This window comes from Microcoleus sp. A003_D6 (genome assembly GCF_036702825.1).
Lineage (GTDB): Bacteria > Cyanobacteriota > Cyanobacteriia > Cyanobacteriales > Microcoleaceae > Microcoleus.
Genome location: NZ_JAUBWA010000103.1, coordinates 1 through 26046, shown reverse-complemented (window position 1 = coordinate 26046; position 26046 = coordinate 1). Strand labels below are relative to the sequence as shown.

The following is a 26046-nucleotide window of genomic DNA, read 5'->3' as shown; positions in this document are numbered from 1 at the left end:
CCCGTCCCACAAGAGTTATTTTTTCTTGTGGGATGGGCCGGAGAGCCCGTCCTAATTATTTTTGCAAGAGGTCTAATATCTCAATAATTAGTCATTAACGATTAGCGATCGCGATTAAGTCACATTCTCTTCAACTCATACCATTTAAGATTTAAGATTTAAGATGTGAGATTTGAGATAGGAAATGACCGAGAATTTCTTGATGATACCCGCCACGTGATTTATCTGTGGAATCAATCCAAAATCTAAAATCTAAAATCCTCAAGCCCCCGAATTTATCCGTGGAATCAATCCAAAATCTAAAATCTAAAATCTAAAATCGAATGACTGATTCTGTCTGGGTTTGCAGCTTGTCTACAGTTGCATTTTTTGAACTGGCATCACTCATAGCGTTACGATCGGGGACGAACACAGCACTCTCAAAACGCTCCCCTCTCTCCACTTTTCTTTTGCAGAGCTGCTAAATCACCTGTGGCTGAGATACACTGATTGGAAGGTCGATCGCGCTTTTTGCAAGTTGCCTCTGTGTAACGGAGACACTGCTAATGCAACCAGTCATCACCCACAGCAAAATAGGTGCCACAATTAACTCTACCGTCTTCAATTTCCATTAACTGCGCGTCTACAATCTAAAATCAAAAGTCAGCAGCAAGGACAAACCGATGGCGAACTCAACTCTTGGCCTAGAAAATCAACTTTACGAATATCTGTTATCTATTTCTCTGCGGGAGCCAGATATTCTCGCTTCACTACGGGAAGAAACTGCTAAGCATCCTATGGGGATGATGCAGATTGCTCCCGAAAAAGGTCAGTTTATGGAGATGCTGGTGCAGCTTATGGGAGCGACAAAAACCTTAGAAATTGGCGTTTTTACTGGTTATAGCGCGCTGTGCGTAGCTTTAGCGCTGCCTTCAAACGGTCAGATTATTGCTTGCGATGTCAGCGAGGAATATACTGCGATCGCGCGACGTTATTGGGAAGCTGCGGGTGTCGCAAACAAGATTTCTTTGCAGTTGGGCCCAGCAATAAATACTCTCGACAAACTAATAGCCGAGGGACAAGCTGGAACCTTTGATTTTGCCTTCATCGACGCCGATAAAGAAAATTATGAGGTTTATTTTGAGCGATCGCTGCAACTTGTACGCAATGGCGGTTTAATTGTAATTGACAACGTTCTGTGGTCTGGACGAGTTGCCGATCCTGAAGTACAAGACACAAGTACCACGGCTCTTCGTAGTTTCAACGACAAATTGCGTAACGATCCCAGAGTTACTCTCAGTGTTGTCCCCATTGCTGACGGGCTGACTTTGGCATTGAAACGCCGCTGGGCTACTATGATGGAACCTGAACAGCATAATTAAAGAGTTGTTTGCGGTTTGCGGTTGATTTCTCAGGACTTATGCAAAAACTATGAAGAAATCGGATTGCTGAGTCAAGCTTCAGAGTTCAAACGCATAATTTTCCTTCATAAATCCGGTTTCTGAGTCCAAGACTGTTTTTAATTGCTGCAAACCGCGAACAAATAACAACTTAAGAATATTATATTTAAACAACGTAATTAATTGATTTGAGGCGTAACTTCGGGTGTCTAATTTACAAGTAAAATTACCAATTCATGAAACTTTTCAGTGTACTGTTCAAGGCGAGGGTTACTGGACGGGGGCTTTAGTTGATTTTATCAGATTGGCCGGTTGCCCTGTGAGGTGTCCTTGGTGTGACACAGGCTACGCAAATGGGGGCAAAGGTTTGCCGTCTGTACCGCAGTCGATCGCACAATTGCTCGCTCAATTGCAGTCTCCGAGGGTTGTCATTACTGGCGGCGAACCTTTCATTCACCGGGATTTACCTCAGTTAGTTGAAGCTTTGTTACAAGCTGACAAGCAGGTGAGTATTGAAACTTCCGGTGCTTGCTGGCAGGATGTTTCTCCGCAGGCTTGGATTACTCTTTCTCCGAAGGAACACGTCAATCCTAAATATCCGGTGCAAGAGCTTTTCTGGACTAGAGCTAATGAAATTAAGTTGGTGATTAGCACTGGCGAAGAAGTTGAGTTTTATCACAAGCATTTGGTCAGTAATGTGAATATGCCGATTTTTTTGCAACCAGAATGGAACTCGAAAGATTCAGCTATTCCCATTATCTTAGAATTGCTGAAACAAAATCCTAGTTACAGGTTATCTTTGCAAACCCACAAGTTTATTGGCGTGCAATAATTTGATAAATTAGTCAGAGATGTTCGTTTAGTTGCCGGGGCAGAATGGGGAGTACATCGCCTTACACTATGTGGAAAGATGTGCTAAAATTAAAGCAGCAATTTATGATAATCTGAACGCAATGGAAACAACTACGGAAACCGCAATGGGAAAAGTTATCGCAACCCTAGTAATTACGAATCGGCTGGATGAAGGGAAAGCCGAAGATGGTCTGATTCCAATCGAGCAAGTGAGGTCTGTTACTCTAGAAAATGTTTTGGTGGATACGGGCGCGACTACTTTGTGTTTGCATAAAGATGTCATCGCCAGACTGGGTTTGAAAATTCTCAAGCAAGTAGTTGTTGAGACTGCAACTGGCATTAGTGAGGCGAGGATTTTTCAAGATGCCAAGATTTCTCTGTGCGGGCGCGAAGGCACTTTTGAGTGTTTGGAATTGCCAGAGGGGAAAACGCCACTTTTAGGGGTGATTCCGATGGAAGCGCTGGGAATTGAAGTGGATTTGAAGCATCAAAGTTTGAAGGTTTTGCCCGACGGGCCGACGGAAACTTATTTGACGATTCTTTGATATTCTTGAGTTTGGATGCCAGCTATTCCAAAGGCAGCGCTAAGATGGTTAAGCACTGTTTTGCACTACTCTCATGTCCCAACGCGCCGAAACCTCAAACAGCCAGCCAAGTGCATCCCGCAACGGGCATAATGTGACGACTTCTAACTCCAACAGCCAAAATACAATTCGGATTCGCGGTGCGAGACAGCACAACCTCAAAAATATCGATCTGGAACTGCCGCGCGATCGACTGATCGTTTTTACGGGTGTCTCCGGTTCTGGTAAGTCTTCCCTCGCTTTCGATACAATTTTTGCCGAGGGACAGCGCCGCTACGTGGAGTCTCTCAGCGCCTACGCGCGCCAGTTTTTGGGACAGTTGGACAAACCGGATGTGGACGCGATCGAGGGGTTGAGTCCGGCTATTTCGATCGACCAAAAGTCAACTTCTCACAACCCGCGATCGACTGTCGGCACTGTTACAGAAATTTACGATTATCTAAGATTGCTCTACGGCAGAGCTGGCGAACCGCACTGTCCGATTTGCGATCGCTGCATTGCACCGCAGACAATTGATGAAATGTGCGATCGAGTCATGGCACTTCCCGACGGCACTCGCTTTCACCTTCTGGCACCAGTTGTGCGCGGAAAAAAAGGCACTCACCGCAAATTATTGTCGAGTTTAGCTGCGGAAGGATTTATTCGCGTCAAAGTTAACGGAGAAATTTTAGAACTTTCGGAAAATATCGAATTAGATAAAAATCTAACGCACAATATCGAGATAGTTGTCGATCGGTTAATTAAAAAAACCGGTTTAGAAGAACGTTTAGTTGATTCTCTGGCAACTTGTTTGCGCCATTCTGAGGGGATTGCAATAATTGAACAATTGCCGGCGGATGAAAATTCCGAACCCAACGGGCCGATCGTATTTTCCGAAAACTTTGCTTGTCCGGAACACGGCGCGGTAATGGAAGAACTTTCACCCAGGTTATTTTCGTTTAATTCGCCCTACGGCGCGTGCCAGAACTGCCACGGTTTGGGGAGTTTGCGGACTTTTGCGCCGGAGTTGGTAATTCCCGACGAGAAAGCGCCTCTTTATTGTGCGATCGCGCCTTGGTCAGACAAAGACAATTCCTATTATCTCTCTCTGCTTTGCAGTATTGCTGATACTTGCGGGTTTGATATCGACACTCCTTGGTATCGATTAAAGCCCGAACACCAGCGGGTGATTTTGTACGGCAACGAGCAAAAGCGCACTGCCGAAAGTAAAAAACGCGACGGCACCACCGATTTGAGGAGAGATTTTAATGGCGTGATTGCCATGTTGCAGCGCCAGTACGACGATACTGGTTCCGATTTGATCAAGCAGAAATTGGAACAGTATCGGGTCGATCGCTCTTGCGAGGTGTGTCACGGCAAACGCTTAAAACCCGAGGCGCTTTCGGTGCGGTTGGGACAGTACGGAATTGTGGATTTAACGAGTATTTCGATTCGCGAATGCCGCGAACGAGTAAATAATTTGGGATTGAGCGATCGGCAATTCCAAATATCCGATTTAGCCTTGAGAGAAATCAAAGCAAGGCTGCAATTTTTGCTCGATGTCGGGTTAGATTACCTGACTTTAGACCGCGCAGCAATGACGCTTTCTGGCGGAGAAGCCCAGCGAATTCGGCTGGCGACTCAAATCGGTTCTGGCTTGACAGGAGTGCTCTATGTTTTGGACGAGCCGAGCATCGGACTTCACCAAAGAGACAACTTTCGCCTGCTGCAAACCTTAACAAAATTGCGCGATTTAGGCAATACTTTGATTGTCGTAGAACACGATGAAGAAACCATGCGGGCGGCAGACCACATTGTCGATATCGGCCCCGGTGCCGGCGTGCACGGCGGCAAAATTATATCGCAAGGAAGTTTAGAAAATTTGCTAACGGCAGAGGAATCTTTGACTGGTGCTTATTTGTCGGGAAAGCGAGTAATTGAAACTCCTAATGAAAGAAGAAAAGGCAACGGCAAAGCTCTTTCAATCACAAATGCGAGGCGCAACAATTTAAAAAATATTGATGTGGAAATTCCGCTGGGAAAACTTGTGTGCGTGACGGGGGTTTCCGGTTCGGGAAAATCAACTTTAATCAATGAATTGCTGTACCCGTCGCTGCAACACTATATCACCAAAAAAGTGCCTTTACCACCCGATATGGACGCCCTCAAAACTAAAGGCGAACGCTCTCTAGAGGATGTGGTTGATAAGGTAATTGTAATTGACCAATCTCCGATCGGTCGCACTCCGCGTTCTAATCCCGCTACTTACACGGGAGTCTTTGATGTGATTCGGGATTTGTTTTCCGAAAGCATTGAAGCGAAGGCTAGAGGTTACAAAGCGGGGCAGTTTTCTTTTAACGTCAAAGGGGGAAGGTGCGAAGCTTGCGGCGGTCAAGGCGTGAACGTGATTTCGATGAATTTTCTGCCCGATGTTTACGTCCAGTGTGAGGTTTGCAAAGGTGCGCGCTACAACCGAGAAACGCTGCAAGTTAAGTATAAAGGCAAGTCGATTTCTGATGTTTTAAACATGACTGTGGAGGAATCTTTGGAAATGTTTAAAAATATTCCCAGGGCGGGCGCGAGACTGCAAACTTTGGTAGATGTCGGTTTGGGTTACATTCAGTTGGGACAGCCGGCGCCGACGCTTTCTGGGGGCGAAGCGCAGCGGGTAAAATTGGCAACGGAACTGTCGCGCCGCGCTACTGGGAAGACCCTTTATTTGATCGATGAACCGACGACGGGCTTGTCGTTTTATGATGTTCACCATTTGTTAAATGTGCTGCAAAGATTGGTGGATAAGGGTAATTCAATTTTGGTAATCGAACACAATTTAGATGTGATTCGGTGCTGCGATTGGGCGATCGATTTGGGGCCTGAAGGGGGAGATAAGGGCGGCGAAATTATTGTGGCGGGAACGCCGGAGGATGTTGCGGCTAATCAGAGGTCTTATACTGGGAAGTATTTGCAAGCGGTTTTGCAGCAGCATCCTTTGGGGGAGGCTGTAGCTGTTAGTTAATAGTAACAGTAATTATGCAATTTGCCTACTAAAATCCAATTGTACGGTGCGTCAGGTGAGCTTTTATAACGATTATTGAGAGTTACAATATCTGACGCACCTTAAAACTGAAATTCGTACTACTCTAAGGGGGCAATCGGTTACAGTTATTGGTGCGTAACATTCTGGTATAATATGTACTAATAGTATCCGATGTAAATCCTTGGGTAAAATTTAAAAATGGCAAAGGATCTCTTCCACAACACCGTCAAAATCGCCCTACAAAAAGAGGGCTGGAAGATTACCCACGATCCCTACCAGTTACGTTATGGTGTTGCTGATGTCTATATCGATATTGCAGCCGAAGAAGCGATCGCCGCTGAAAAAGAAGGACGTAAAATAGCTGTAGAAGTCAAAAGTTTCGCAGGTGGCTCCACCATTTCTGAATTCCACACCGCCCTCGGTCAATTCCTCAACTATCGCATTGCCATCGAAGTCTCTAGCGAACCAGAACGTATACTGTATCTGGCAGTGCCCACCGATACCTACCAAATGTTTCTCAGATTTGAACCCGCAAAAACTGTCATCGAACGTTATGAAATCCGACTAATTATTTACAATCCAACTCGTGAGGCGATCGACCAATGGATAGACTAAACGAATACCGCAAAATTGTTTGTGACTTTCTCGAAGACTTTTCTAAAAATGACGCAAATGCTCAGTTAATCTTCGATATCGCCCGCGATCGATACCTCGTTATGCACAACGAATGGCGCGACGAATATCGCATCTATGGGTGTGCCATGCAGCTCGATATCATTGAAAATAAAATCTGGATTCAACACAACAGTACCGAAATCTACATCGATCGAGAACTGATTCAACGTGGCGTGTCTCCTCAAGATATCATTCTTGGGTTTCGCTCCCCCAGCATCCGAAAACTCCTTGCCGCCAAATATTCCTAGAGACAAAGATTCTGTGATAAAATGATGAGATAGCAGGTTATTGTTTGCCCTATGAGAATGGCAGAACTCATATTTCAATTGTCTCGTGTTTCGGGAGTTCCAGTCACAAAGTTCTAATTTTTGCCATCCGTTAAGCTGTTACGCATTTAAAATAGTATTGTAGGGTGCGTCAGCCCTTTCTCGTTTCCCTTGTAAGCGTAAGTGTTCTAGCTGACGCACCCTACAGGCCTCGTTAGTAGTTTAAATGCGTAACAGCTTATGACATCGGCATTATTTTTATCAGCTTTATTGGCACTCATGCCGAGTATGACAAGGTAGATGCAGAAACAATTTAAACACAAATTGATATATGGAAATACGTCCAATTAGAACCCAAACTGACTATCAGGAAGCCCTTCGAGAGGTTGAGTTGCTGTTTAATGCAGATCCTAATACACCTGAGTCCGATCGCCTAGATGTGCTCAGTACCCTAGTAGAAGCTTACGAGAAGGCACACTTTCCGATCGAAATACCCGATCCCATTGCAGCCATTCAATACTACATGGAGGCTCGCGGATGGTCTGGTAGCGATTTGGAACAATGTATTGGCAGTCAAGTTAAAGTTTCTGAGATATTATCTCGCAAACGCTCCTTGACTCTGAAAATGATTCGGAAGCTGAATCAAGAGTTAGGAATTCCCGCTGAGATTCTCATCCAGCCCTATGAGTCGCTACCAACCTCCGCCTAACAATAGAAGACCATATTTTGGTTAGTTGGTAATTTTCCATTGCACAGACAATGCACTCCAACTGTCACAAATCGGGATTTTGGATGAAAGATTAACTATCTTGAATAGTCGGAGACATTGCCATATTTTGCGCTTGTTTCTGCATGAATTCAATGTCCGATTCAAACCAAGTGCGGGGCCCGCTGCACTGATGAGCAATTAACAGCCCCCACAGTCCTTTGTTCGTTAAAATTGGCACGGCTAAATTGGCGCGAACTTTCAGGCTGCGGAGAAACTCTCGGTGACATTCGTGAATAGGTTCTACTTCAATATCTGCAATTGCTCTGACTCTACCCGCTTCGTACAAAGCAGCATATTCGCCGTTAAAACACTCATCTGGCCCCGTTGAACCCAAGATTGAGAGTTCGATCGCACTTAACATCTCGCAGGTGACTTGACCCTGCCACTGCCTGTAGAAATAATACAGTACCGCGCGATCGCTCTGCAAAACTTCTCGAATCTCGTATAGGGATTTTTCTACTAATACATCACGCTTGAGACGATTTGTCAAGCTGTTAACAATTTGTTGCAGGCGATCGTCAGACATGGTATTAACTCCTTCAATTCCTAGTACACTCGCCCGATCTGAATTATTGTTTAACTTTGCAGCCTCACAAATCCTCCAATTTTTGCGGATCGGGATTCTCGTCCGCTCGAAAATAAGTGATTTTTGGCTTAACAGTTGTCGCGATGGCAGCAACATTATACTAATATTTTAACCGACACAGCAATTTTTTAGGAAAACTGGCGATTCCCTACGGAATAGCTTCGCTTCACGGCTTTTTTTGCAAATAACCACAGGCCCGACGGCTGTTCCACAAAGGAAGAACCACAAGTCCGATGGCTGTTCCACAAGGCACAGAAGAAAAGATCAAAGAAGAGAAGAGAAAGAATTTGTAATAGATGGGATAATGGCGCTGCTGATTTACGGTATGAAAGGCTAAATAGGCCAGTCATAGAAACCAGTATCGACAAAGCTTGGGGATTTTCAACTGATTTTTTTCATACCCTGATTAAGCAACGCCGGATATTTTATCTCCTGGTTTGATTTGGTTAAGGGTTCCTAATCTAACCAATAAAAATCCTGATGTTGTGTTAGTCAGCATTTTGGATTAGCCTTTTAGTTGACATTAAATGATTTTTAATTGAAAGGCTTGTTCGCAAGGCGATCGCCCTATCTGTCTGAGGGGTTGCAAATTTTCAGAAATGTGCTATTGTCAAAAGTAATCGGTTCTGGTGGAGATCAGCCACTAGAGGAAACGGGGAAAGTCCGGTGCGAACCCGGCGCTGTCCCGCAACTGTGATGAAGCGTACAATCGTTTCTTAGTCAGGATGCCCGCCGATTGTATCGTTTCATTTAACCCATCTGCGAGGTACGGATGTATTCAGCATTTTGTTTTCAATTCGATTCTGTTTCACCAGACGCTGCGCGATCGGCGATTATACTCCTTAACCCGCGAGAAACCTGTGGTGGAATTGGTTTCTAGGGCGACATCGCGAGTTTGAAAAGTTTAGCCCCAACAGCATTATCTAGTTTCAGATGCAAGAAATCTTGCTGGGCATTTGCCTGCTGTAATTTCTAGGATCTTTTATCGCTTTTTTGGAAGTTCAGATGGTTTCGCCTTTGGTGCGATCGCGAAGCGTCCCGTAGGGAATCGCCTTGCAATCTAATGGCATTGCTGTCGGAAATTCGGCATCGGATACCTCTTGGTTTCCGACTGAGTTTCTATGGACTGATGAATCAATTTACAACCCCAACTTAGGAGCAATTATGTCAATTTTAACGGCAACTATTGGATATCCCCGCATTGGTAAAAACCGTGAAGTTAAGAAAGCTTTGGAAGGTTTTTGGAGTGGCAAATTAGAAGCAGATACTTTACTGCAAACAGTGAAAACTGTAGCAATAGAAAATTGGAAAAGACAGCTACAAGTAGGCATCGATCGCATCGGTGTAGGCGATACCACACTCTACGATTGTGTGCTTGACTGGACAATTCGTTTAGGTCTAATTCCCAAACGCTTTCAGGGGTTATCAGGACTCGATCGATACTTTGCAATGGCACGGGGCAAAGAAGGAATTCCGGCCCTAGAGATGACCAAATGGTTTGATAGCAACTATCACTACCTCGTGCCTGAAATTCCCACCGAACTGCAACCAGCAGATTTCAGCGATTTTCTGGAGACCGTGCAGCGGGCAAAAGCGACGTTAGGGGATCGGGCAGTGCCGATCGTTCTTGGCCCCTGTACGCTACTGCGGTTGAGTCGGTTAGATGGCGCAATGGACGATTCTCTAGCGCAATTGCTGCCGCGCTACATCGAACTCTTGACGCAATTAAAAGCCCTTGGCGTTGCCGAAGTGCAGATACATGAACCTGCCTTAGTTCTGGGAGATGCAAACAATTTCAAAGCACACTATCAAACTGCTTATCAAGCCTTTGCTAAAGTCGATTTACCGCTGCATCTTGTCACTTACTTTGATGACTTGGGTGAAGCTTATTCTTGGGTGATGGCATTACCTGTTACCGCGATTAGTTTAGACTTCACTCGCGGACGCAATTTAGATTTACTCAAGCAATATGGATTTCCCCCAGATAAGCATCTGGGCGTTGGCATTGTGGATGCCCGCAACATCTGGCAAATCCGTCCAGAACAATTGCTGCCAGTGCTGCAAGACATTCAAAGAATTACGCCTAATATCGTCATTCAGCCGTCGGCATCATTGCAGTTTGTTCCCTACGATGCCAAACGGGAAACAAAGTTGCCAGAACCTCTCCGCAATGTGTTGAGTTTTGCAGAACAAAAACTGCAAGCGGTGAAGTTTTTGGCACGCAGTTTAGCAGGAGAAGAAACTGAGAGCGATCGCATCCAGATTACCGATGCCTGGACAAAATTCGAGCAATTTAGTCCAGCAAATCAAGCCGTGCAGTCACGCATGAAAAGCATTACGACAAATGACTTTCTACGGGAATTATCCTACGGTTTGCGGCTGTCAAAACAGATTTCTCTGCCCATTTTTCCCACCACAACGATCGGCTCATTTCCTCAAACATCAGAAGTGCGACAACTGCGAGTACGGTATAAAAAGGGTGAATTGAGTCAGCCAGAGTATGAAGCAGCGATCGATACTGAGATTGCCGACAGCATTAAACTCCAAGAAGAAATTGGGCTGGATGTGCTAGTGCATGGCGAATTTGAACGCACCGATATGGTGGAATACTTTGGACAACAGTTAGATGGATTTGCCTTCACGCAAAATGGCTGGGTGCAAAGCTATGGCAGTCGGTACGTGCGTCCGCCGATTATTTACGGTGATGTCTTTCGCACTGCCCCAATGACGGTACGCGAGTTTAAAGTAGCGCAATCATTGACGCAAAAACCAGTTAAAGGAATGCTAACAGCTCCCGTAACAATTTTAAATTGGTCATATCCGCGCACTGATATTTCTCGACAGGAACAAGCGTTTCAAATTGCACTGGCATTGCGCGATGAAGTGGCAGATTTAGAAGCAGCAGGAGCGAAGGTAATTCAAGTAGATGAACCCGCATTACGCGAAGGTTTACCTCTGAAGATAGAACGCTGGAGTGAATACCTGTCTTGGGCAGTAGATGCGTTTCGTTTGGCAACCGCAGTCGCTCATCCCCAGACTCAAATTCACACGCATATGTGCTACTGCGAATTTGGCGACATTATCAAAGACATTGAACGGTTAGATGCCGATGTGATTTCGATTGAAAATAGTCGCAGCAACAACCAAACGCTGCATGAAATCATCGCCGCAGGCTACACCTATCAAGTGGGTAACGGCGTTTATGACATCCACAGTCCAGTAGTGCCAACAACAGAACAAATTTTGCAGCAGTTGCGAACTGGAATTGCCAATTTACTTGTGCAGCAAATTTGGGTTAATCCCGATTGCGGCCTGAAAACACGGCGTTGGGAAGAAGTAATTCCGGCACTGAAAAATATGGTGGAAGCTGCCAAAACGCTGCGGGAGGAAGTAAATGCGACCGGAAAATAGCATCTGGCAGGGAAACTTTGGCTACTGGCAACATGGCTTCATTCATACAAATCTGCTGATGATTGGTTATACAGGATGGAAGGGATTTCAGTCTTTTGGACGGGGAGTTGTGGTTTGTGATGTGAATACTCAAGTTATTCATTCTACAATTACAAATTTTGAACCAATTCCGTTCGCAATCCAGTTTATCCCCTCGAATTTGATGGGGTTTTACTTGCGATCGCTATCCCTTGACTCATCGACTATTTCATCGGTTCAGGCAGCAGTTGCCACCTATAATACCGAGAAAGATATTCTGCTGGTGCTGAAAGTTAATCGTCAAATCGAGGTCAATTTATTAAGAAAAATGGCGATCGCACCTGCTGATTGTTACGAACAAGTCTGTAGACGCTGGGACGAATTCTCACCAAGCTAGAGTTCCTAAAACTTACCCTATTCTCCCAATGCCTAAACCAAATCTCTGTTATCAAATCCAGCTTTGGCAGTTGTTAGAAAAAGATGGACAGTGAAATGAACGGTTACGATTGGCAGCAAGACTTTATTGCTACTAATTTATTGGCGTTGGGTTACAACGCCTGGATAGGTTACTTAGGAGGTGAACGCGGAGCAGTAATTTGCAGTCTTAATTCTCCACTTTTAGGAGTCGCAGGTGAAACATTTAACTCCTATTTTGTTCCGCGTTCCCGTCTCGCCCCATTCCTAAATGCGTGGCTGGCTGCTCCTGATACGGTGATCCTTCAGCATCATCACATGAATGCTCATATCCTTCAAGAAGTGGATAATTATAATCCGTTTAAGGATATTATTCTCCTGTTGGAATGCGCCAATCAAGCTATCTTTTTGAATCTGAGAAATCTTCCGATTTCACCTCCAGATTGTTACCAAACTGTGTGCAAGCACTGGGAAGATTTTCAACTAGAAACGGATGCTGTTGTGAAGCGTACTGATATTTCGCGGTAAACTTTTTTGAAACTGCGATCGACGCTCTGAATAGAATTCTTCCGTCAACCCTTCCCATTCAAGTTAAAAATGATGAATACTCACTTTCAAAGAATGGGAAGAATCCCAACTGTTCAACATCCGTTAGAGGAAAAAGCAACAATGGCAAGACTTATTCAACATAAAAAAGAAGCCTTCTGGTTTTACCGTTTTGTGTCGATTGGCTACGATAATTTGATTAATCCGTTTTTCTGGACGATTCCAATGCGGGAAAAATCTCTGGAACTCGCGCAACTAGATCGCCCTGATTTACAAGTTCTAGATGCGGGAGCAGGAACGGGATTTACTACTTGTGGCATTGTCGAAAAAGTGAATGCTAATAATGTTAAAATGCTCGATCAAAGTCCGCATCAGTTAGCTAAAGCGAAACAAAAACTCGCAATTAATGATTGTGAGAAATTTCTCGGAGATGTGGAGAATTTACCCTTTGCTACCGATACATTCGATCGCTACATTTCTGCTGGCAGTATTGAGTATTGGCCCGATCCGCAACGGGCGATCGCTGAAGCTTATCGTGTGACTAAACCAGGCGGAATTGCGCTGATTATCGGCCCGCTGGAACGCAAGAATCCGATCGCCCGTTGGCTGTCTGATACGTGGATGCTGTTTCCCAGTGAAGACGCTTATATCAGTTGGTATGAGTTAGCAGGATTCACCCAAATTCGCAAAGTGTACGTTGCACCGGATTGGTATGCTGATGAGAATAGCCCCTACGCGATCGCGATCGCAGGTGTAAAACCATCCCCCGGAAAATCTCCTGCAATCTTATCAGATGCTATTGAACAAGCCGCAGAACCAATGACGCTAGAGCGTTTTTTACTCTTCTGGTTTCGGTTTGTTATCGGCTCTGCTACTGGTGCATTATTTATACCAATAGCAGCAGTGCGATCGCTAATAGCAAAGTTCAATCCTCCTCAACAAGATTCTCAATCCAAATAATCCGAAACTATAGGCGGGAAGGTTTAGGTGGTAAATATACTCCTTTTAAGCCTTGATGAAGGACGGGAGTACGGTTGGTGCTGATGAGCTTACCCCGGAGACTGGGCCGCCTGCGAGATCAAATTCGGTAGCATTGGAATTATTAATATTACCGAAATCAGGACACGGCAGTGCCGTTTCCCTACAATTCATCGGGTAGGGACACTCCAAGAGCCGTGTCCTCGGTTACTATCATGTCGAAGAGTGCAACCGGAATTGATATCATGCTCGATCGCGCGATCCGCGCTGATGCCAATATTTTGTTTTGCGGGCGATCGGGCGATCGCATTTGAGAATCAATTACAGGCAAGTTTTATCAATAACTTGGCAAGCACAATTGATTTTCAAGAGCCTCCTGCAACCGTGTCTGCAACTGCACGAAGGGCGATGGAGTCGGGAATGTGGGGCGCCTGGGCGATCGACGAGCAACTTGTACTGTCCACAACCCAGGCACAGATACCGTGAAGTTCCGAAACGTCTCTTACATCACGCGCAAAGGGTTTCAACCTTCTTGAGTCCCCAGTTGCAATTCTTTCAAGCTAGTTGACATATATTATCAATTAATTTAAACTGTACATTGTATCCACAGTAGCGGTGGCGCTCAACCTAAATCCTATGACTTTTTCAACCTACACTCCAGCCTTGTACCCTCATCTCAGACAGCAGACTTTCACCTGCCGTCAGTTGGTGCCCATGCCCTTTAACGGCTTACTGCGGATTGAACGGGGAGCCGTCCGAACCGTGACTTGGAGCGAACAGGGAACACCAATAACCCTCGGATATTGGGGAGTTGGAGACGTACTCGGTCACTCGCTCTCAGGCGTTCAACCTTATCAAATTGAGTGTAAAACTCATGTAGAACTTAGTTACATTCCTCAAAATTTGTGCGATCGATCCTTAGATGAAGTTTTCAGACACATTCAGCAAACTCAAGCATTTTTCTGCATTGTTCGCAGCGAATGTCTGCGGGATAGATTGTTGCAACTATTAGTTTGGTTGGGACAAAAATTTGGTCGCGAAGTGGCACAAGGATTGTTGATCGATTTGAGATTGACTCATCAGGAGCTTTCTGAGGCGATGGGAATTACGCGGATTACGGTGACGCGGCTGATGTGTCGTTTGGAGGAAGAGGGAATTATCGATCGCACTCGCCCTCAATACATTGTTTTAACTTCTCAACCCGCAAACAGATTTATCGGTGGGGTCAATTCTTGAATCTAAAATCCAAAATCGTCTGAGCGCCAGATTCTCCGATAATCATTACCGTAAAAAATCTACCGCTAATGTCTTCAGAAAATATTGCCTTTATGCCAGGGTGCTCTCACTATTCACTGGATTTATTGCTCACAGAAATCGGCGAATGTTAGAATTTTAGCCTATGTACGATTAATCGCATCATAAACTAGCCCCATTAACTATTTCTTGCTCCACTTCTCTGCGTTCTCTGTGGTTCAAAAAATATCAAGATGTTGATTTTTTGACCGTTCTGCAACATGACAAGCGAGGACACGGCAGTGCCGTTGCCTGACTGTGGGTAATATTAATTCCGATGCTACCGGATTTGATATCATGAGTTTGGGTTTTGTAAAAGAGGTAATATTTATGAAGTGCCCATTATAAATTACCAATACTCTCCGTGTTCTCTAAAACAGCAATTCTGAATTTTACGATCGCCCTTTTAATAGCCCTGGGCATTGAGTTGTTCAGCGGTAATACAAGTGTTGCTCAAAATGCCGCCGCAATTAAATTCTCTAGCACTGCTGCGGGTGTTAGCACTCGCTACATCGGTGCTGTCGAGGGCAGTATCAATTTTGACCTCAAAGATTTACAAGATTTGGGAATTAATACCTACCGCATTTACGGCGGGATGTCTCGATGGGAACCGGAAGACGATGACGGTAAATACGGTTGGCCGTCTATTGACGAAATTAAGAGAAATTCCAATATAATTAATTGGGCGCATTGGGATCGGATTATGACCGATCCGCCCCAAGGTAGCGATTATTGGTGGTCTGGAGAACCCGGCACAGTTTGGCAAGGCAATGCCAGGACTATTTTCAATACTCTCAAACAAGCAAATATTCGCCCGGTGGTGAGTATACGGAATGTTGATAGTAGCTGGAGTCCGAGTTGGGCGCTGCAACTGAATCCGCCGCGCACAGGAGAAGATTGGAACGAGTGGTGGGAACACGTTTTTGCTACGGTTTATTGGCTGAACGTACGCAATGACTACCGCGTTGATGATTGGGAAATTCACAACGAACCGGACAATCGGGAACAGGGTTGGGGAGGGACGAGGGCTGATTATTTTGAGTTGGTTAAGGTGGCCAAAGATGCGATCGACTTTGTTTACAAAACTTATTTGCCTTCGCGCACTTACCGCATCCACGGCCCAAAAACTGTAGGCGGCAGCAATTGGCCGGCTAGTGCTTTGTCGGAAATTCCTACTTATTTCGATACTGTCAATGTCCACAACTACGATGCAGATATTTCTAACTACACCCGCAAAGTGCGCGGCTGGATGAACGGTAGTGTCCGCGCCCCCTCCCAGCTTTGGGTGGGAGAATGGGGAAGTTACGAAATTAGCTACGGCGATTTATCTTTAGCTTTAAATTTGATTAAGAATTTGATTCGAGGTTCCCAGCCGGGGGATAATTATATTGACGGCAGTCACGTATTCTGTTTGTACGACTGGGGAAAGCGGGGACTGGCAGAAGGTTTGCTGGGGCCATCCGGCCAGCGGCGGGCGGGCTACTATGCTTTGCGGATGGGAATTAGGGCTTTGCAGGGCGGGAAAGCTACCTTTTTTCCTATCACTAATAGTTCGGATTTAATGGCAGTTGCAACTCTCGATGCTAGCAACAATGTTTATTTGCTGGCTGTCAACGACAAAGCAACATCTTACAGGGTTAATGCTGATATTTCGGCTCTGATCGAAGTCGGTAATGGCACGGTGCGGGAGTTCAGTTCTAGGACAATGGATGAGGTTGTTGGTAGCTTAACGCTGAAGGGTGGCAATGCGAGTTTTGCGGTGGCGGGGAACAGCGCTATTCTCATCAAGTTCGATCGCCAGAATTGAAGCTCAAATCCTCGCGGTCATAATTGGGATAAGATAGAATTAGTTATGCTCGGAATTATTTATTTTCTGCCCTCGAACCCTCGAACCCTCGAACCCTCGAACCCTCGAACCCCTAATTGCACAGTTGCAATACCTAAATCGTCATGTTGTGAGTCCCCTCCTGTCGCTGGTAAATTGGTAGCGTGTAGGTATCTTGCCTCCAACAGAATCCGAGCGAGAGTTCCGTTGAGGGCGAAAAAGTAGGGTGCAGTCTAGACAATCGCAGAAATTCTTGCTCGTAAACCCGCAGCAGTTACGCTAAGCGAGGAATTGCCGCCAAGCCAAAAGTCCGCCAAGATGGGAGATAGCATTGGTTCTGACTTTCAGAACCCGTCAATTGTCAGGATTTGGCAGGGAATTAATTTTAAATGCCAAGATGCTGGAAGTAGGCAGTAGGCGTGAGTGTAATCGTACAAAAACTTTGAGCGCACTTGGAAACCTCGCTGGCAAAGCCTCTCAATCAACCTGCTGCCCGCTTTTCGGGGTTTTTCCAACAAATATCACTTTTATGCCCCCTGATGTTTATTCCCTCCCTCGGTCAGGTCATCAACCGCAATCCCCTCACCGTCACGCCTCAGACGCCCGTAGAAAAGGCGATCGAGCTGATGAGCAGCACAGGAGCCAGTTACGTCCTCGTGGTGGAACCGCGCGGCAATTCTCAACAGGGAAATCCCGCGAACGGGAATTCCCCGCAATCGCGGGAACAGTCGGGTTTCTACAGCGGCGTACCGCGTCCGTTACCGCCAGTCGCCAAGGGGCTCCGTCTCAACGACTCAAAAGCTCCCTATGCGGACGGCCAGACGGTGCTGGGGATTTTTACAGCGCGTGATGTCGTACAGCTAAATTCGATCGGCGCTGCTTTGAGGGGATTTGCGATCGAGCAAATCATGATCAGAACCGTAACGGTAGCCCGAGAATCGGAAATTCCCGACTTTTTTGCCTTAGCAAATCTGCTGGAGAAAAATCATATCGGCCATTTGCCAGTCGTCAGCGACGCTGAAGAACTTGTCGGTTTAATTAGCACTCAAAGCTTGGTGCAACTGTTGCAGGAAATGGGGGAATCGGCACAAAAACCAATTAGCAGCGCTTCGCCACCTGCGCCGCCCTTCGCGTTCCCTCCGCCGCTGCCAATTTTGCATCCGAAATTAGAGCTGCCAGCTCATTTAATTAAACTTTATCAAATCCCTCAAATCGCAGCATCGCGAATTATTCACGCTCCTGCTACTTCTTCGGTTCGCTATTTGGCGCAACTGATGTTCAGACACAATGTTAGCTATGTATTAATCACTGAAACCCCGGAACAAAACTCGACTGGTGCTGCTACAAATTCCAAATTTACAAATCCCAACATCCACAAACTGGTTGGGGTGGTAAGTTCGCGGGACATCGTGCAGTTGCAGGCGCTGGGAAGAGACTCTAACAAAATTAAAGCGGCAGCGATTTGCAGCAGTTCGCCGCCGCTGGTGCGATCGCACTCTACCCTCGAAGCAGCCCTCGCCCTGCTGCAAAAAAACTACTGCCAGTTGCCTTTATTAGTCATCAACGAAACCAATCACCCGATCGGGATTGTCAATCCTAAAACTATCCTTTTACAAGCGCTGGATTCAAAATCTCTGCATTCAGGCTTGATCGCTTTGCAGCGCCAGCTAGAATCTAGCAACGCGCAATACAAAAAACTCTCTGCCCAAATACAGCTTCCGGCAGCAAATCGCCACCTCGCTGCTGAAATTTCTCCTGACAGTTTCGTGCGGCGCCCAAATGTCCCCGCAGCAGTCAACAATCAGGGGATTTGGGATTGGAACCTCGAAACTGATGAATTTTTTTATTCGGCGCGGTGGCAAGAAATGCTGGGCTACCAAGAAGGGGAAATCTCGAATCGCCGATCGGAATGGTGGAGTCGCATCCACCGAGATGACATTGACGGAGTAAAGGCAGCTTTAGAAGATCACTTCGCCCTTCATACAGCGGATTTTACCGCAGAATATCGGATGTACTGCAAAGACGGCAGCACTCTCTGGGTGCTGAACCGGGGTCAAGTTTTGCGCAGCCCTGCGGGCAAACCGCTGCGCTTCGTCGGAACTCATACAGATATTACTCCAAACAAGCAGTTAGAACTCAAAAACCGCGAGAACGATCGGGAACAATTCCAAATATTTGACTCTTTGAAAGCAACAGTAATTTTTCAGATGGATGCCGCGGGGGTTTGGACATTTCTCAACCGCGCTTGGACAGAAATTACGGGTTTTTCAGTTGCCGAAAGTTTGCAAACTAATTTTTTAGATTGGATACATCCAGATGAACACCCGCAGTGTGCAAGTTTATTGGATTCTTTGCTGTCGGGGAAGTCGGAATTTTGTCGGCGAGAACTGCGATTAAAATACAAGTCGGACTCTGGCAAAAACGAACTGGGAATTCACGGTAATTCTGGCTTTATTTCAGTTGAAATATTTGCCCAAGTTATGCTGAATTTCCAAGGTGAAATAGCGGGAATTTTAGGGACTTTGCACGATGTCTGCAACCGCGTCGAAGGAGTTGAGGAACTGCGGGAAAGCGAGCGGGCAATTCGATTGTTCTACGAGGTAATAGTGGCATCGTCCGGCTCTTTTGACGAGCGAACGGCCCGGTTGCTGGCAATGGGTTGCAGTCAGTTTGGGATGGATATCGGGCTGTTGGGCAGGGTTTTGGGCGATCGCTACGAAGTGATCGCGGCTTATGTACCGGAAGATTTTCCCTTTGGATTTGCTAAAGGAGACGGTTTTGCTTTGAGCAGAACCTTCGAGCGAGAGGTTTTGCGATCGAGCGAACCTATTTCTATCGAATCAGTCGGCACTACTGAGTGGCGGAATCACCCCGCTTACACCGTGCGCAGGTTGGAGGCCTTTGTCGGCACGCGGGTAATAGTGCAAGGACGGGTTTTTGGCACTTTGAGCTTTACTTCCCGCACCGCTAAACCTGCTTTGAAACCGCTGAATTTTGAAATTTTAAAGTTGATGGGCAATTACATCGGCACTGAAATTGCCCGGGAAGAGCGAGATCGCACTTTGCAGCGGCAGTACCAGCGCGTTTTGCTGCTCAAACAAATTACTCAAAAAGTGCGATCGACCTTAGATACTCAAGAAATTTTTCAGACTACGGCTACCCAAATCGGCCGCGTATTTGGCGTCAATCGCTGTACAATTCATACCTATCTTTCCCAACCTTATCCCCACCTTCCTTGCGTCGCGGAATACTTAGAACCGGGTCACGAATCGGCTTTAGATTTAGAACTTTCTGTCACTTACAACCCCTACACAGAAAAACTGCTCGCTGAAGATATAGCCCTGGCATCTCCCGATGTGTTTGCCGATCCTTTGCTCGAAACTTCCGTGCCGATGTGCCGCCGCATCGGATTAAAATCTATGTTGGCGGTTCGCACTTCCTATCAAGGAAAACCGAATGGAATTATTACTTTACACCAGTGCGATGCAACTCGCCAGTGGACTCCCGACGAAATTGAACTGTTAGAAGATGTTGCCGCTCAAGTCGGAATTACTTTAGCTCAAGCACAACTTTTAGAAACAGAAGTTCAGCGACAGCGACAGTTGGCCGACCAAAATGAAGCTTTGGATCAAGCGCGACAAGCGGCGGAAGTTGCTAACAGAGCTAAGAGCGAATTTTTAGCCACTATGAGTCACGAAATCCGCACTCCGATGAATGCGGTAATCGGGATGACGGGTTTGCTGCTGGATATGGAACTAACTCCAGAACAGCGGGATTTTGTGGAGACAATTCGCACCAGCGGCGATGCTTTGCTGACTATTATTAACGATATCCTCGACTTTTCCAAGATTGAATCGGGAAAAATGGATTTGGAACGCAGCCCCTTCGAGCTGCAAAACTGTATAGAAGAATCTCTGGAATTGCTGGCTCCGAGAGCGTCGGAAAAAGGTTTAGAGTTGGCTTATTTTATTGACGATTCTGTTCCGAAAAAGATTTTAGGAGATGTCACGAGGCTGCGCCAAATCTTGGTAAATTTGCTGGGCAATGCAGTTAAGTTTACAGAATCGGGAGAAATTGTTGTCTGCTGTACGGCTCGGAAAATCGAGCAGGTACCTGCTAAAATTTTGCCGGAAATAACCAATATTCTAGAGCCGCAACCGCTAGCAATTAACCAGGGACAGTTGGCAGGTAGCAGACAATACGAGATTCAATTTGCTGTCCAAGATACGGGAATTGGCATTCCGCCAGACCGGATCGATCGCCTGTTTAAAGCTTTTTCGCAGGTGGATGCTTCGACAACGAGACATTACGGCGGGACGGGTTTGGGACTGGCTATCAGCCAGCGTTTGAGCGATCTTATGGGGGGTCAAATGTGGGTGGTCAGTCAGGTTTGTCAGGGAAGTTCCCAGTCTAAACCGGCAGTTTCTGCGATCGGACAAAGTACGGCAGGAACGCCGCCTGCGGGATTTACTGGGCCGTCGATATCGGGTTCGGGTTCGATTTTTTATTTCACGGTGATTGCTGAAGCGACCCAGAGGCTGGGTGAGGAAAAACTGCCGGAATTTGCTGCTGGTAAGCGCTTGTTAATTGTTGAGAATCATGCCATTAACAGGCAAGTTTTGATCCGGCAGGCTGAGTCTTGGGGAATGATACCCGTGGCTGTAACTTCGGGTGTTGAGGCTTTGAAAATCATCAAAGAAAACTCGGCGATCGATTTGGCTATTTTGGCGATGAATCTACCAGATATAGACGGTGTGGCTTTGGCTGTGGAGATTCGGAAATTTGAGCTGAGCAATTTGTCTAGCGGCGACGAGTTAGATCCGAATGCCATCAAAGTTAAAAACCCTCGCAAAGTTCCCCTGCCTTTGGTTCTGTTTACTTATTTGAGCAAGGCGGAAGTTTGGAAGAAACTTGAAACTACAGAAGTACATTTTTCTGCTTTTTTAACTAAGCCTCTCAAACAGTCACAGTTTTATAATGTGTTGCTGCAAGTTTTTGGATATGTTACGGGCAAAAGCGGCAGGGGAGAAGTTTCAAATGTGGCGACTTTGACTTCGGGATTGAAGTATTTTGAAAATTCTCAAGAACAGCACCGCGTGCAGCGGACGCCTGCGGTTTTGAGGCAGATTGCGAGCAATTCTGCTGGACAGGATGCAGCTAATTCTGGTCAGATTCGGATTTTGCTGGCCGAGGACAATGTGGTGAATCAAAAAGTCGCTACGCATTTGCTCGACAGGATAGGATATCGGGCCGATATTGCGGCTAATGGGTTGGAGGTTTTGGAAGCGTGCAAGCGGCAATCTTACGATGTTGTGCTGATGGACGTGCAGATGCCCCAGATGGACGGGCTGGAAGCTACGCGCCGGATTTGTCGGGAATGGCCCGCTAATAAGAAGCCGAGAATTATTGCGATGACTGCTAATGCGATGCAGGGCGATCGCGAAAAGTGTCTGGAAGCAGGTATGGACGATTATATTACTAAGCCGGTGCGCCGGGAAGAGTTGGCGATCGCCCTGAGCAAGTGCCAACCTCTGAATCGGGATGAAGTGGATGCCGTTACTGAGCCGAAAAATCCAGATATATCTGACAAACTTGACAGTGAGGCTGCTGGATATTCTAGCGTTAAAACGGAAGCAGATTCGCCGATTGATTATCATGTTTTGGAGAATCTCCGCGAGCTAGACGATGAGGAAGACCCGGATTTTTTGGGGGAGTTGATTAAGATATATTTGTTAGACGCACCGCAGTATTTAGAAACAATTAAGGAGGCTATTTTTCTCGGCGATGCTGATAGTTTGAAGCTGGCTTCTCACACGCTGAAGTCGAGCAGCGCCAATTTAGGAGCCGTGTTTTTTTCTGAGGTTTGCAAGGAGTTGGAGTATATGGGCCGCGTGGCGGTTGAGTCTGGAGGGGAACAGGTTTTTGATGCGAGTACGGCGCGCGATCGCCTGTTGGAAGCCCAAGCGGAGTGGGAAAAGGTGCGGGCGGCTTTTGAAATTGAATTGCAAACGGGGAAGTTGCGATCGCAAACGGGCTAATTGGTAATTGCTAATTGGTAATTGCTAATTGGGAATTGCCGTTAGCGATTACCGATTACTCATTACCGATTAACAGAATAGCTATTTAACTTTCACCTAAATACGCTTTGCGAACAGTTTCATTGGACTGCAAATCGCTAGCAGTACCGGCGACTACAACCTCACCAGTTTGGATGACATAGCCGCGGTGGGCCACACTTAAAGCCATACGGGCGTTTTGTTCCACCAGTAAAATAGTTGTTCCTTCAGCGTTAATGTCGCGGACGATCGCAAAAATTTGACTGACTAACATCGGCGCCAAGCCCATACTCGGCTCGTCCAATAATAGCAAGCGGGGGCGCGACATCAAAGCCCGGGCGATCGCCAGCATTTGCTGTTCGCCGCCGCTGAGAGTTCCCCCTTTTTGACTAATTCTTTCTCGCAAACGGGGAAATAAATTTAAAGCTTTTTCCATATCCGACTTGATACCGAGAGTATCGCTGCGGAGATAAGCACCCATTTCCAGATTTTCTTGCACCGTCATGCGCGGAAAAATCAGCCGCCCTTCGGGACTTTGAGAAATCCCCAAACGGACGATCGCCTCTGTAGATAGAGCTTCTAAAGGCTTTCCCTCAAATAATACAGTGCCTTGGCGCGGGCGCAGCAGTCCTTGAATCGTGCGGAGAGTTGTAGTTTTCCCCGCCCCGTTGCTACCGATTAATGTCACAACTTCTCCCTGGGAGACTGTTAGCGATACTCCTTTGAGAGCGTGGATATTTCCGTAGTAGGTGTGAATGTCTTTAATTTCTAGCATAATTACTCTTTGTGGGCTATCTTTACATAAATTTTAATCACAATATGGAGATATTTACCCATTAACCATTGCCATCTTCTTCTTTTCCCAAATATGCCTCAATCACCCGAGGATTGGCGCGAACTTCTGCCGGAGTTCCCTCAGCAATTTTAGTACCGTACTCCATAACACTAACGCGATCGCTAATTCCCATCACCACTTTCATATCGTGTTCGATCAGCAAAATACTCAAATCCAACTCATCGCGAATCCGGTAAATAAAGCGAGTTAAATCGGCCGTTTCATTCGGGTTCATCCCCGCAGTCGGTTCGTCCAAAAGCAGCACTTTCGGATCGGAAGCCAAGGCCCTGGCAATTTCCAATCTGCGCTGGTCGCCGTAGGAAAGGTTTTTTGCCAACTCCGGCGCTTTCTTCACGCCTAAACCGACAAAATCCAGCATACTCAAGGCTTTTTTCTTAGCTTCCCGTTCCTCCAAAATCACAGCCGGAGGGCGGAGGATTGCACCCAACAAACCAGCTTTTAAGCGGCAGTGTCTACCGACTAAAACATTATCCAGCACAGTCATGTTGTTGAACAATCGGATATTTTGAAATGTTCTAGCAATGCCGAAAGTTGTCAGGCGATCCGGAGGTAAACCGGTGATATTTTTATTTTCAAGTACCAACTGACCGGCACTCGGTTTGTAGATGCCGGTCAGCATATTAAAAAATGTGGTTTTCCCGGCACCGTTGGGGCCGATCAAACTGGCGATCGAGCCTTTTTCTAAAGTTAAGCTGACCTGATTTACCGCAGTCAAACCACCGAATCGCATTGTAAGTTGCTGTGCTTGTAATAATGACATTTTGGTTGTGTTTCCTAATATTAGTTAAGTTGTTAGAGAGTTGCCCCTTGAGTTTTAGGAAAAAAACAGTGGAAAATTAAATGAGAGACAGTTCAGCTAAGGTTTAATATCACTCCAGCGTCTAGCTTCAATGTGGTGCTGTTGTAGCAATCGGTTAAAGTCTTCGGTATCAGTTGTTGCAATGATTACGTCTATTCCTATTCTCTTAATAATGACGGCTTGAGCGGCTATGATTAAGTCTGCATCGTAGGCTACATAAGAATTATTGCGTGCAAAAGCCCATAGCTCAGCCGCTTCTTGCATTACGTTGCCCTCTTCGCAAGTAACTGGAAAAGATGCAACCCCTTTTTTTGTGATTAGCGCATCTAGCCTTTGAATAGCTTTAATAGCTTTTTGTTTCTCTTCTAGTCCTGATTTGCGATCGCTGATTCGTCTGAGATGCTCGCGCCTTGCTTCATAGTTTGCGATTTCGGATATAGCTACAGGATATCCTTCATTTATTAGCGTCGTTAACCACTCATTACATTCAATTGCTTCTAGAATCGATTCCTTAACTTCGCTTTCAGCGTTTTGAGCCAACCTAGTTTTGCCTTGCTCAACATCGGGATGTATGAGTTTTCCGAGGACACCCGTATCTAAAAAAATTAACGTACTCATGAATTAGGTTGCTAGTTGTCTGATAGCTTTTCAAGCTCATTAATGTACTCTTCACGCCAGGACTGCAAAGTTTTAAGGAGTTCTTTTTTATCATCTGTTTTTATTGCATTGTTAGCTTCTTCATAGAGTGATTTATACGAGAAAATTTTGCGATCGTGCCTATCAATTTCCCACAAAAGTGCTTTGGCTGCATTTCTTATGCCTATAGCTTGGCTGGTGATTTCATCGGCTGGTCTTTTCTTGGTATAATCTTCAAATGTTTTATAGCTGATAAATGTCTGAGCTAGATCTTTGGCTAATTCGCGACCTCTTTTGGTAAAGAAGCTTAGATAATTTTCTGCAATATCTAATAAATCGATGAGTCCTGCGTAAAACAATCCTAGTTGCTTTACTTCGTTGTCTTCAACAGATGCAGCAAGCGTATAAAATTTGACAGACATCATTGTTCTAGATATTTTAGCCCAAAGTTGTACATTTTCTATGCCATCAACAGCTTCTTTCGGGGCAAACTCTTTGTACTTTGTCTTAAATGCTTCGACGCTACGTTCAAGTTCTTCTAAGCTTTTATATCTCTCAGAAGGATTGCTTTCTGATTCAATATGGAGATAAAGCTCGTAGATTGACAGCAGATCTCGAAGAGCCTCCTCTGGTGCCAGAGCATCTTGAGATTGGAATGCTTTTTCTAAGGATTGTTGTATTGCTGCAAATTGTTCTCCAACTCCCTTAATTTCTTCGATGTCATTGCTTTTTTCAATGATTTCTTTTGTCGCTAAAATCATAGCTTTGAATAATTGGAGTGATTCGACCTTGGCCAGACGATACAGAGGATGGCTAATCCTGCTGCCGTGACGGTCAAGCTTGTTAATTCCTAGTTTAGCCTGCCTGAGACACATTGGTAAATACTTTTGGAGGCATTCGGGTACAGCAAAGTGCGATCGTCTCTACTCTGCGGTGCGTCAGCAGCAAATTGTGGGAGTTGAGTCAAATCTCTTGACTGACGCACCCTACTACATTCTCTAACGTACAAACAACAATAGTCCGGACAGTTTTCAATCACCAACGGTAGAATCAGGGTTCCAGCTTCCTCAGCAGGTGAAATCTTAAC

At 45.8% G+C, this 26046-nt stretch carries 21 protein-coding genes, 1 pseudogene and 1 riboswitch; of the genes and pseudogenes, 16 read left to right on the top strand and 6 right to left on the bottom strand.

Features of this window, described 5'->3' with window-relative positions; genetic code table 11:
- The first annotated feature begins 662 nt into the window (after window positions 1–662).
- The 8 genes and pseudogenes from QUB70_RS24145 to QUB70_RS24115 all read left to right on the top strand — a co-directional run bounded on the left by QUB70_RS24145 (window position 663) and on the right by QUB70_RS24115 (window position 7481).
- On the top strand, window positions 663–1361 hold the full coding sequence (locus tag QUB70_RS24145) for a class I SAM-dependent methyltransferase (RefSeq protein ID WP_332983912.1): 699 nt from the start codon (window positions 663–665) through the stop codon (window positions 1359–1361).
- Between the two features lie 223 nt (window positions 1362–1584).
- Window positions 1585–2211: a 7-carboxy-7-deazaguanine synthase QueE gene (locus tag QUB70_RS24140; protein ID WP_332983911.1), complete on the top strand. Its 627-nt coding sequence runs from the start codon at window positions 1585–1587 to the stop codon at window positions 2209–2211.
- Between the two features lie 121 nt (window positions 2212–2332).
- Entirely contained in the window at window positions 2333–2776 is a 444-nt protein-coding gene (locus QUB70_RS24135; protein ID WP_332983910.1) for a retroviral-like aspartic protease family protein, read from the top strand.
- 73 nt (window positions 2777–2849) lie between these two features.
- A complete protein-coding gene (uvrA, locus tag QUB70_RS24130) occupies window positions 2850–5810 on the top strand; it encodes an excinuclease ABC subunit UvrA (RefSeq protein ID WP_332983909.1) in 2961 nt (986 codons plus the stop codon).
- Window positions 5811–6029: 219 nt separating this feature from the next.
- The gene (locus QUB70_RS24125; protein ID WP_332983908.1) at window positions 6030–6446 is read left to right on the top strand and encodes a XisH family protein; all 417 of its coding nucleotides are present in this window, start codon (window positions 6030–6032) and stop codon (window positions 6444–6446) included.
- Window positions 6434–6754: a XisI protein gene (locus QUB70_RS24120; protein ID WP_332983906.1), complete on the top strand. Its 321-nt coding sequence runs from the start codon at window positions 6434–6436 to the stop codon at window positions 6752–6754. Before QUB70_RS24125 ends, QUB70_RS24120 begins: the two co-directional genes overlap by 13 nt.
- A 254-nt stretch (window positions 6755–7008) precedes the next feature.
- Window positions 7009–7089, top strand: a pseudogene (locus QUB70_RS32760) (type II toxin-antitoxin system HigB family toxin); the annotation flags it as partial.
- A gap of 14 nt (window positions 7090–7103) precedes the next feature.
- On the top strand, window positions 7104–7481 hold the full coding sequence (locus QUB70_RS24115; protein ID WP_332983905.1) for a helix-turn-helix domain-containing protein: 378 nt from the start codon (window positions 7104–7106) through the stop codon (window positions 7479–7481).
- A gap of 91 nt (window positions 7482–7572) precedes the next feature.
- Here QUB70_RS24115 and QUB70_RS24110 read toward each other — a convergent pair whose 3' ends face one another.
- Window positions 7573–8067: a GAF domain-containing protein gene (locus QUB70_RS24110; RefSeq protein WP_332983904.1), complete on the bottom strand. Its 495-nt coding sequence runs from the start codon at window positions 8065–8067 to the stop codon at window positions 7573–7575.
- A gap of 664 nt (window positions 8068–8731) precedes the next feature.
- Window positions 8732–8878: riboswitch (cobalamin riboswitch) on the top strand.
- A 413-nt stretch (window positions 8879–9291) separates the two neighbouring features.
- On the opposite strand from QUB70_RS24110, the gene metE reads away from it, so the two are divergent.
- The 8 genes from metE to QUB70_RS24070 all read left to right on the top strand — a co-directional run bounded on the left by metE (window position 9292) and on the right by QUB70_RS24070 (window position 22650).
- Window positions 9292–11538: a 5-methyltetrahydropteroyltriglutamate--homocysteine S-methyltransferase gene (gene metE, locus QUB70_RS24105; protein ID WP_442927814.1), complete on the top strand. Its 2247-nt coding sequence runs from the start codon at window positions 9292–9294 to the stop codon at window positions 11536–11538.
- Complete coding sequence (locus tag QUB70_RS24100) at window positions 11522–11953, top strand: hypothetical protein (protein WP_332983902.1); 432 nt, start codon at window positions 11522–11524, stop codon at window positions 11951–11953. Before metE ends, QUB70_RS24100 begins: the two co-directional genes overlap by 17 nt.
- A gap of 83 nt (window positions 11954–12036) precedes the next feature.
- Window positions 12037–12498 carry a hypothetical protein gene (locus tag QUB70_RS24095; protein WP_332983901.1) on the top strand — a complete coding sequence of 154 codons (462 nt, stop codon included), beginning with the start codon at window positions 12037–12039 and terminating at the stop codon, window positions 12496–12498.
- Window positions 12499–12639: 141 nt separating this feature from the next.
- Window positions 12640–13476 carry a methyltransferase domain-containing protein gene (locus QUB70_RS24090; protein ID WP_332983900.1) on the top strand — a complete coding sequence of 279 codons (837 nt, stop codon included), beginning with the start codon at window positions 12640–12642 and terminating at the stop codon, window positions 13474–13476.
- 288 nt (window positions 13477–13764) lie between these two features.
- The gene (locus QUB70_RS24085; protein WP_332983899.1) at window positions 13765–13980 is read left to right on the top strand and encodes a hypothetical protein; all 216 of its coding nucleotides are present in this window, start codon (window positions 13765–13767) and stop codon (window positions 13978–13980) included.
- A gap of 150 nt (window positions 13981–14130) precedes the next feature.
- On the top strand, window positions 14131–14730 hold the full coding sequence (locus QUB70_RS24080; protein WP_332983898.1) for a Crp/Fnr family transcriptional regulator: 600 nt from the start codon (window positions 14131–14133) through the stop codon (window positions 14728–14730).
- A gap of 421 nt (window positions 14731–15151) precedes the next feature.
- On the top strand, window positions 15152–16594 hold the full coding sequence (locus QUB70_RS24075; RefSeq protein ID WP_332983896.1) for a hypothetical protein: 1443 nt from the start codon (window positions 15152–15154) through the stop codon (window positions 16592–16594).
- A 557-nt stretch (window positions 16595–17151) separates the two neighbouring features.
- Entirely contained in the window at window positions 17152–22650 is a 5499-nt protein-coding gene (locus QUB70_RS24070) for a response regulator (protein WP_332983895.1), read from the top strand.
- An 85-nt stretch (window positions 22651–22735) separates the two neighbouring features.
- On the opposite strand, the gene QUB70_RS24065 is transcribed toward QUB70_RS24070, so the two are convergent.
- From QUB70_RS24065 to QUB70_RS24045, 5 genes are all read right to left on the bottom strand, one after another.
- Window positions 22736–23443 (bottom strand): ABC transporter ATP-binding protein, encoded by a 708-nt coding sequence (locus QUB70_RS24065; RefSeq protein WP_332983894.1) that lies wholly within the window; start codon window positions 23441–23443, stop codon window positions 22736–22738.
- 61 nt (window positions 23444–23504) lie between these two features.
- A complete protein-coding gene (locus QUB70_RS24060) occupies window positions 23505–24284 on the bottom strand; it encodes an ABC transporter ATP-binding protein (protein ID WP_332983892.1) in 780 nt (259 codons plus the stop codon).
- 96 nt (window positions 24285–24380) lie between these two features.
- Window positions 24381–24941: a hypothetical protein gene (locus tag QUB70_RS24055; protein WP_332983889.1), complete on the bottom strand. Its 561-nt coding sequence runs from the start codon at window positions 24939–24941 to the stop codon at window positions 24381–24383.
- Window positions 24942–24952: 11 nt separating this feature from the next.
- Window positions 24953–25720, bottom strand: a complete 768-nt coding sequence (locus QUB70_RS24050; RefSeq protein WP_332983888.1) for a hypothetical protein — start codon at window positions 25718–25720, stop codon at window positions 24953–24955.
- A gap of 89 nt (window positions 25721–25809) precedes the next feature.
- Window positions 25810–26046 (bottom strand): hypothetical protein (locus QUB70_RS24045; RefSeq protein ID WP_332983887.1); only part of this gene is annotated, 237 nt, incomplete at its 5' end.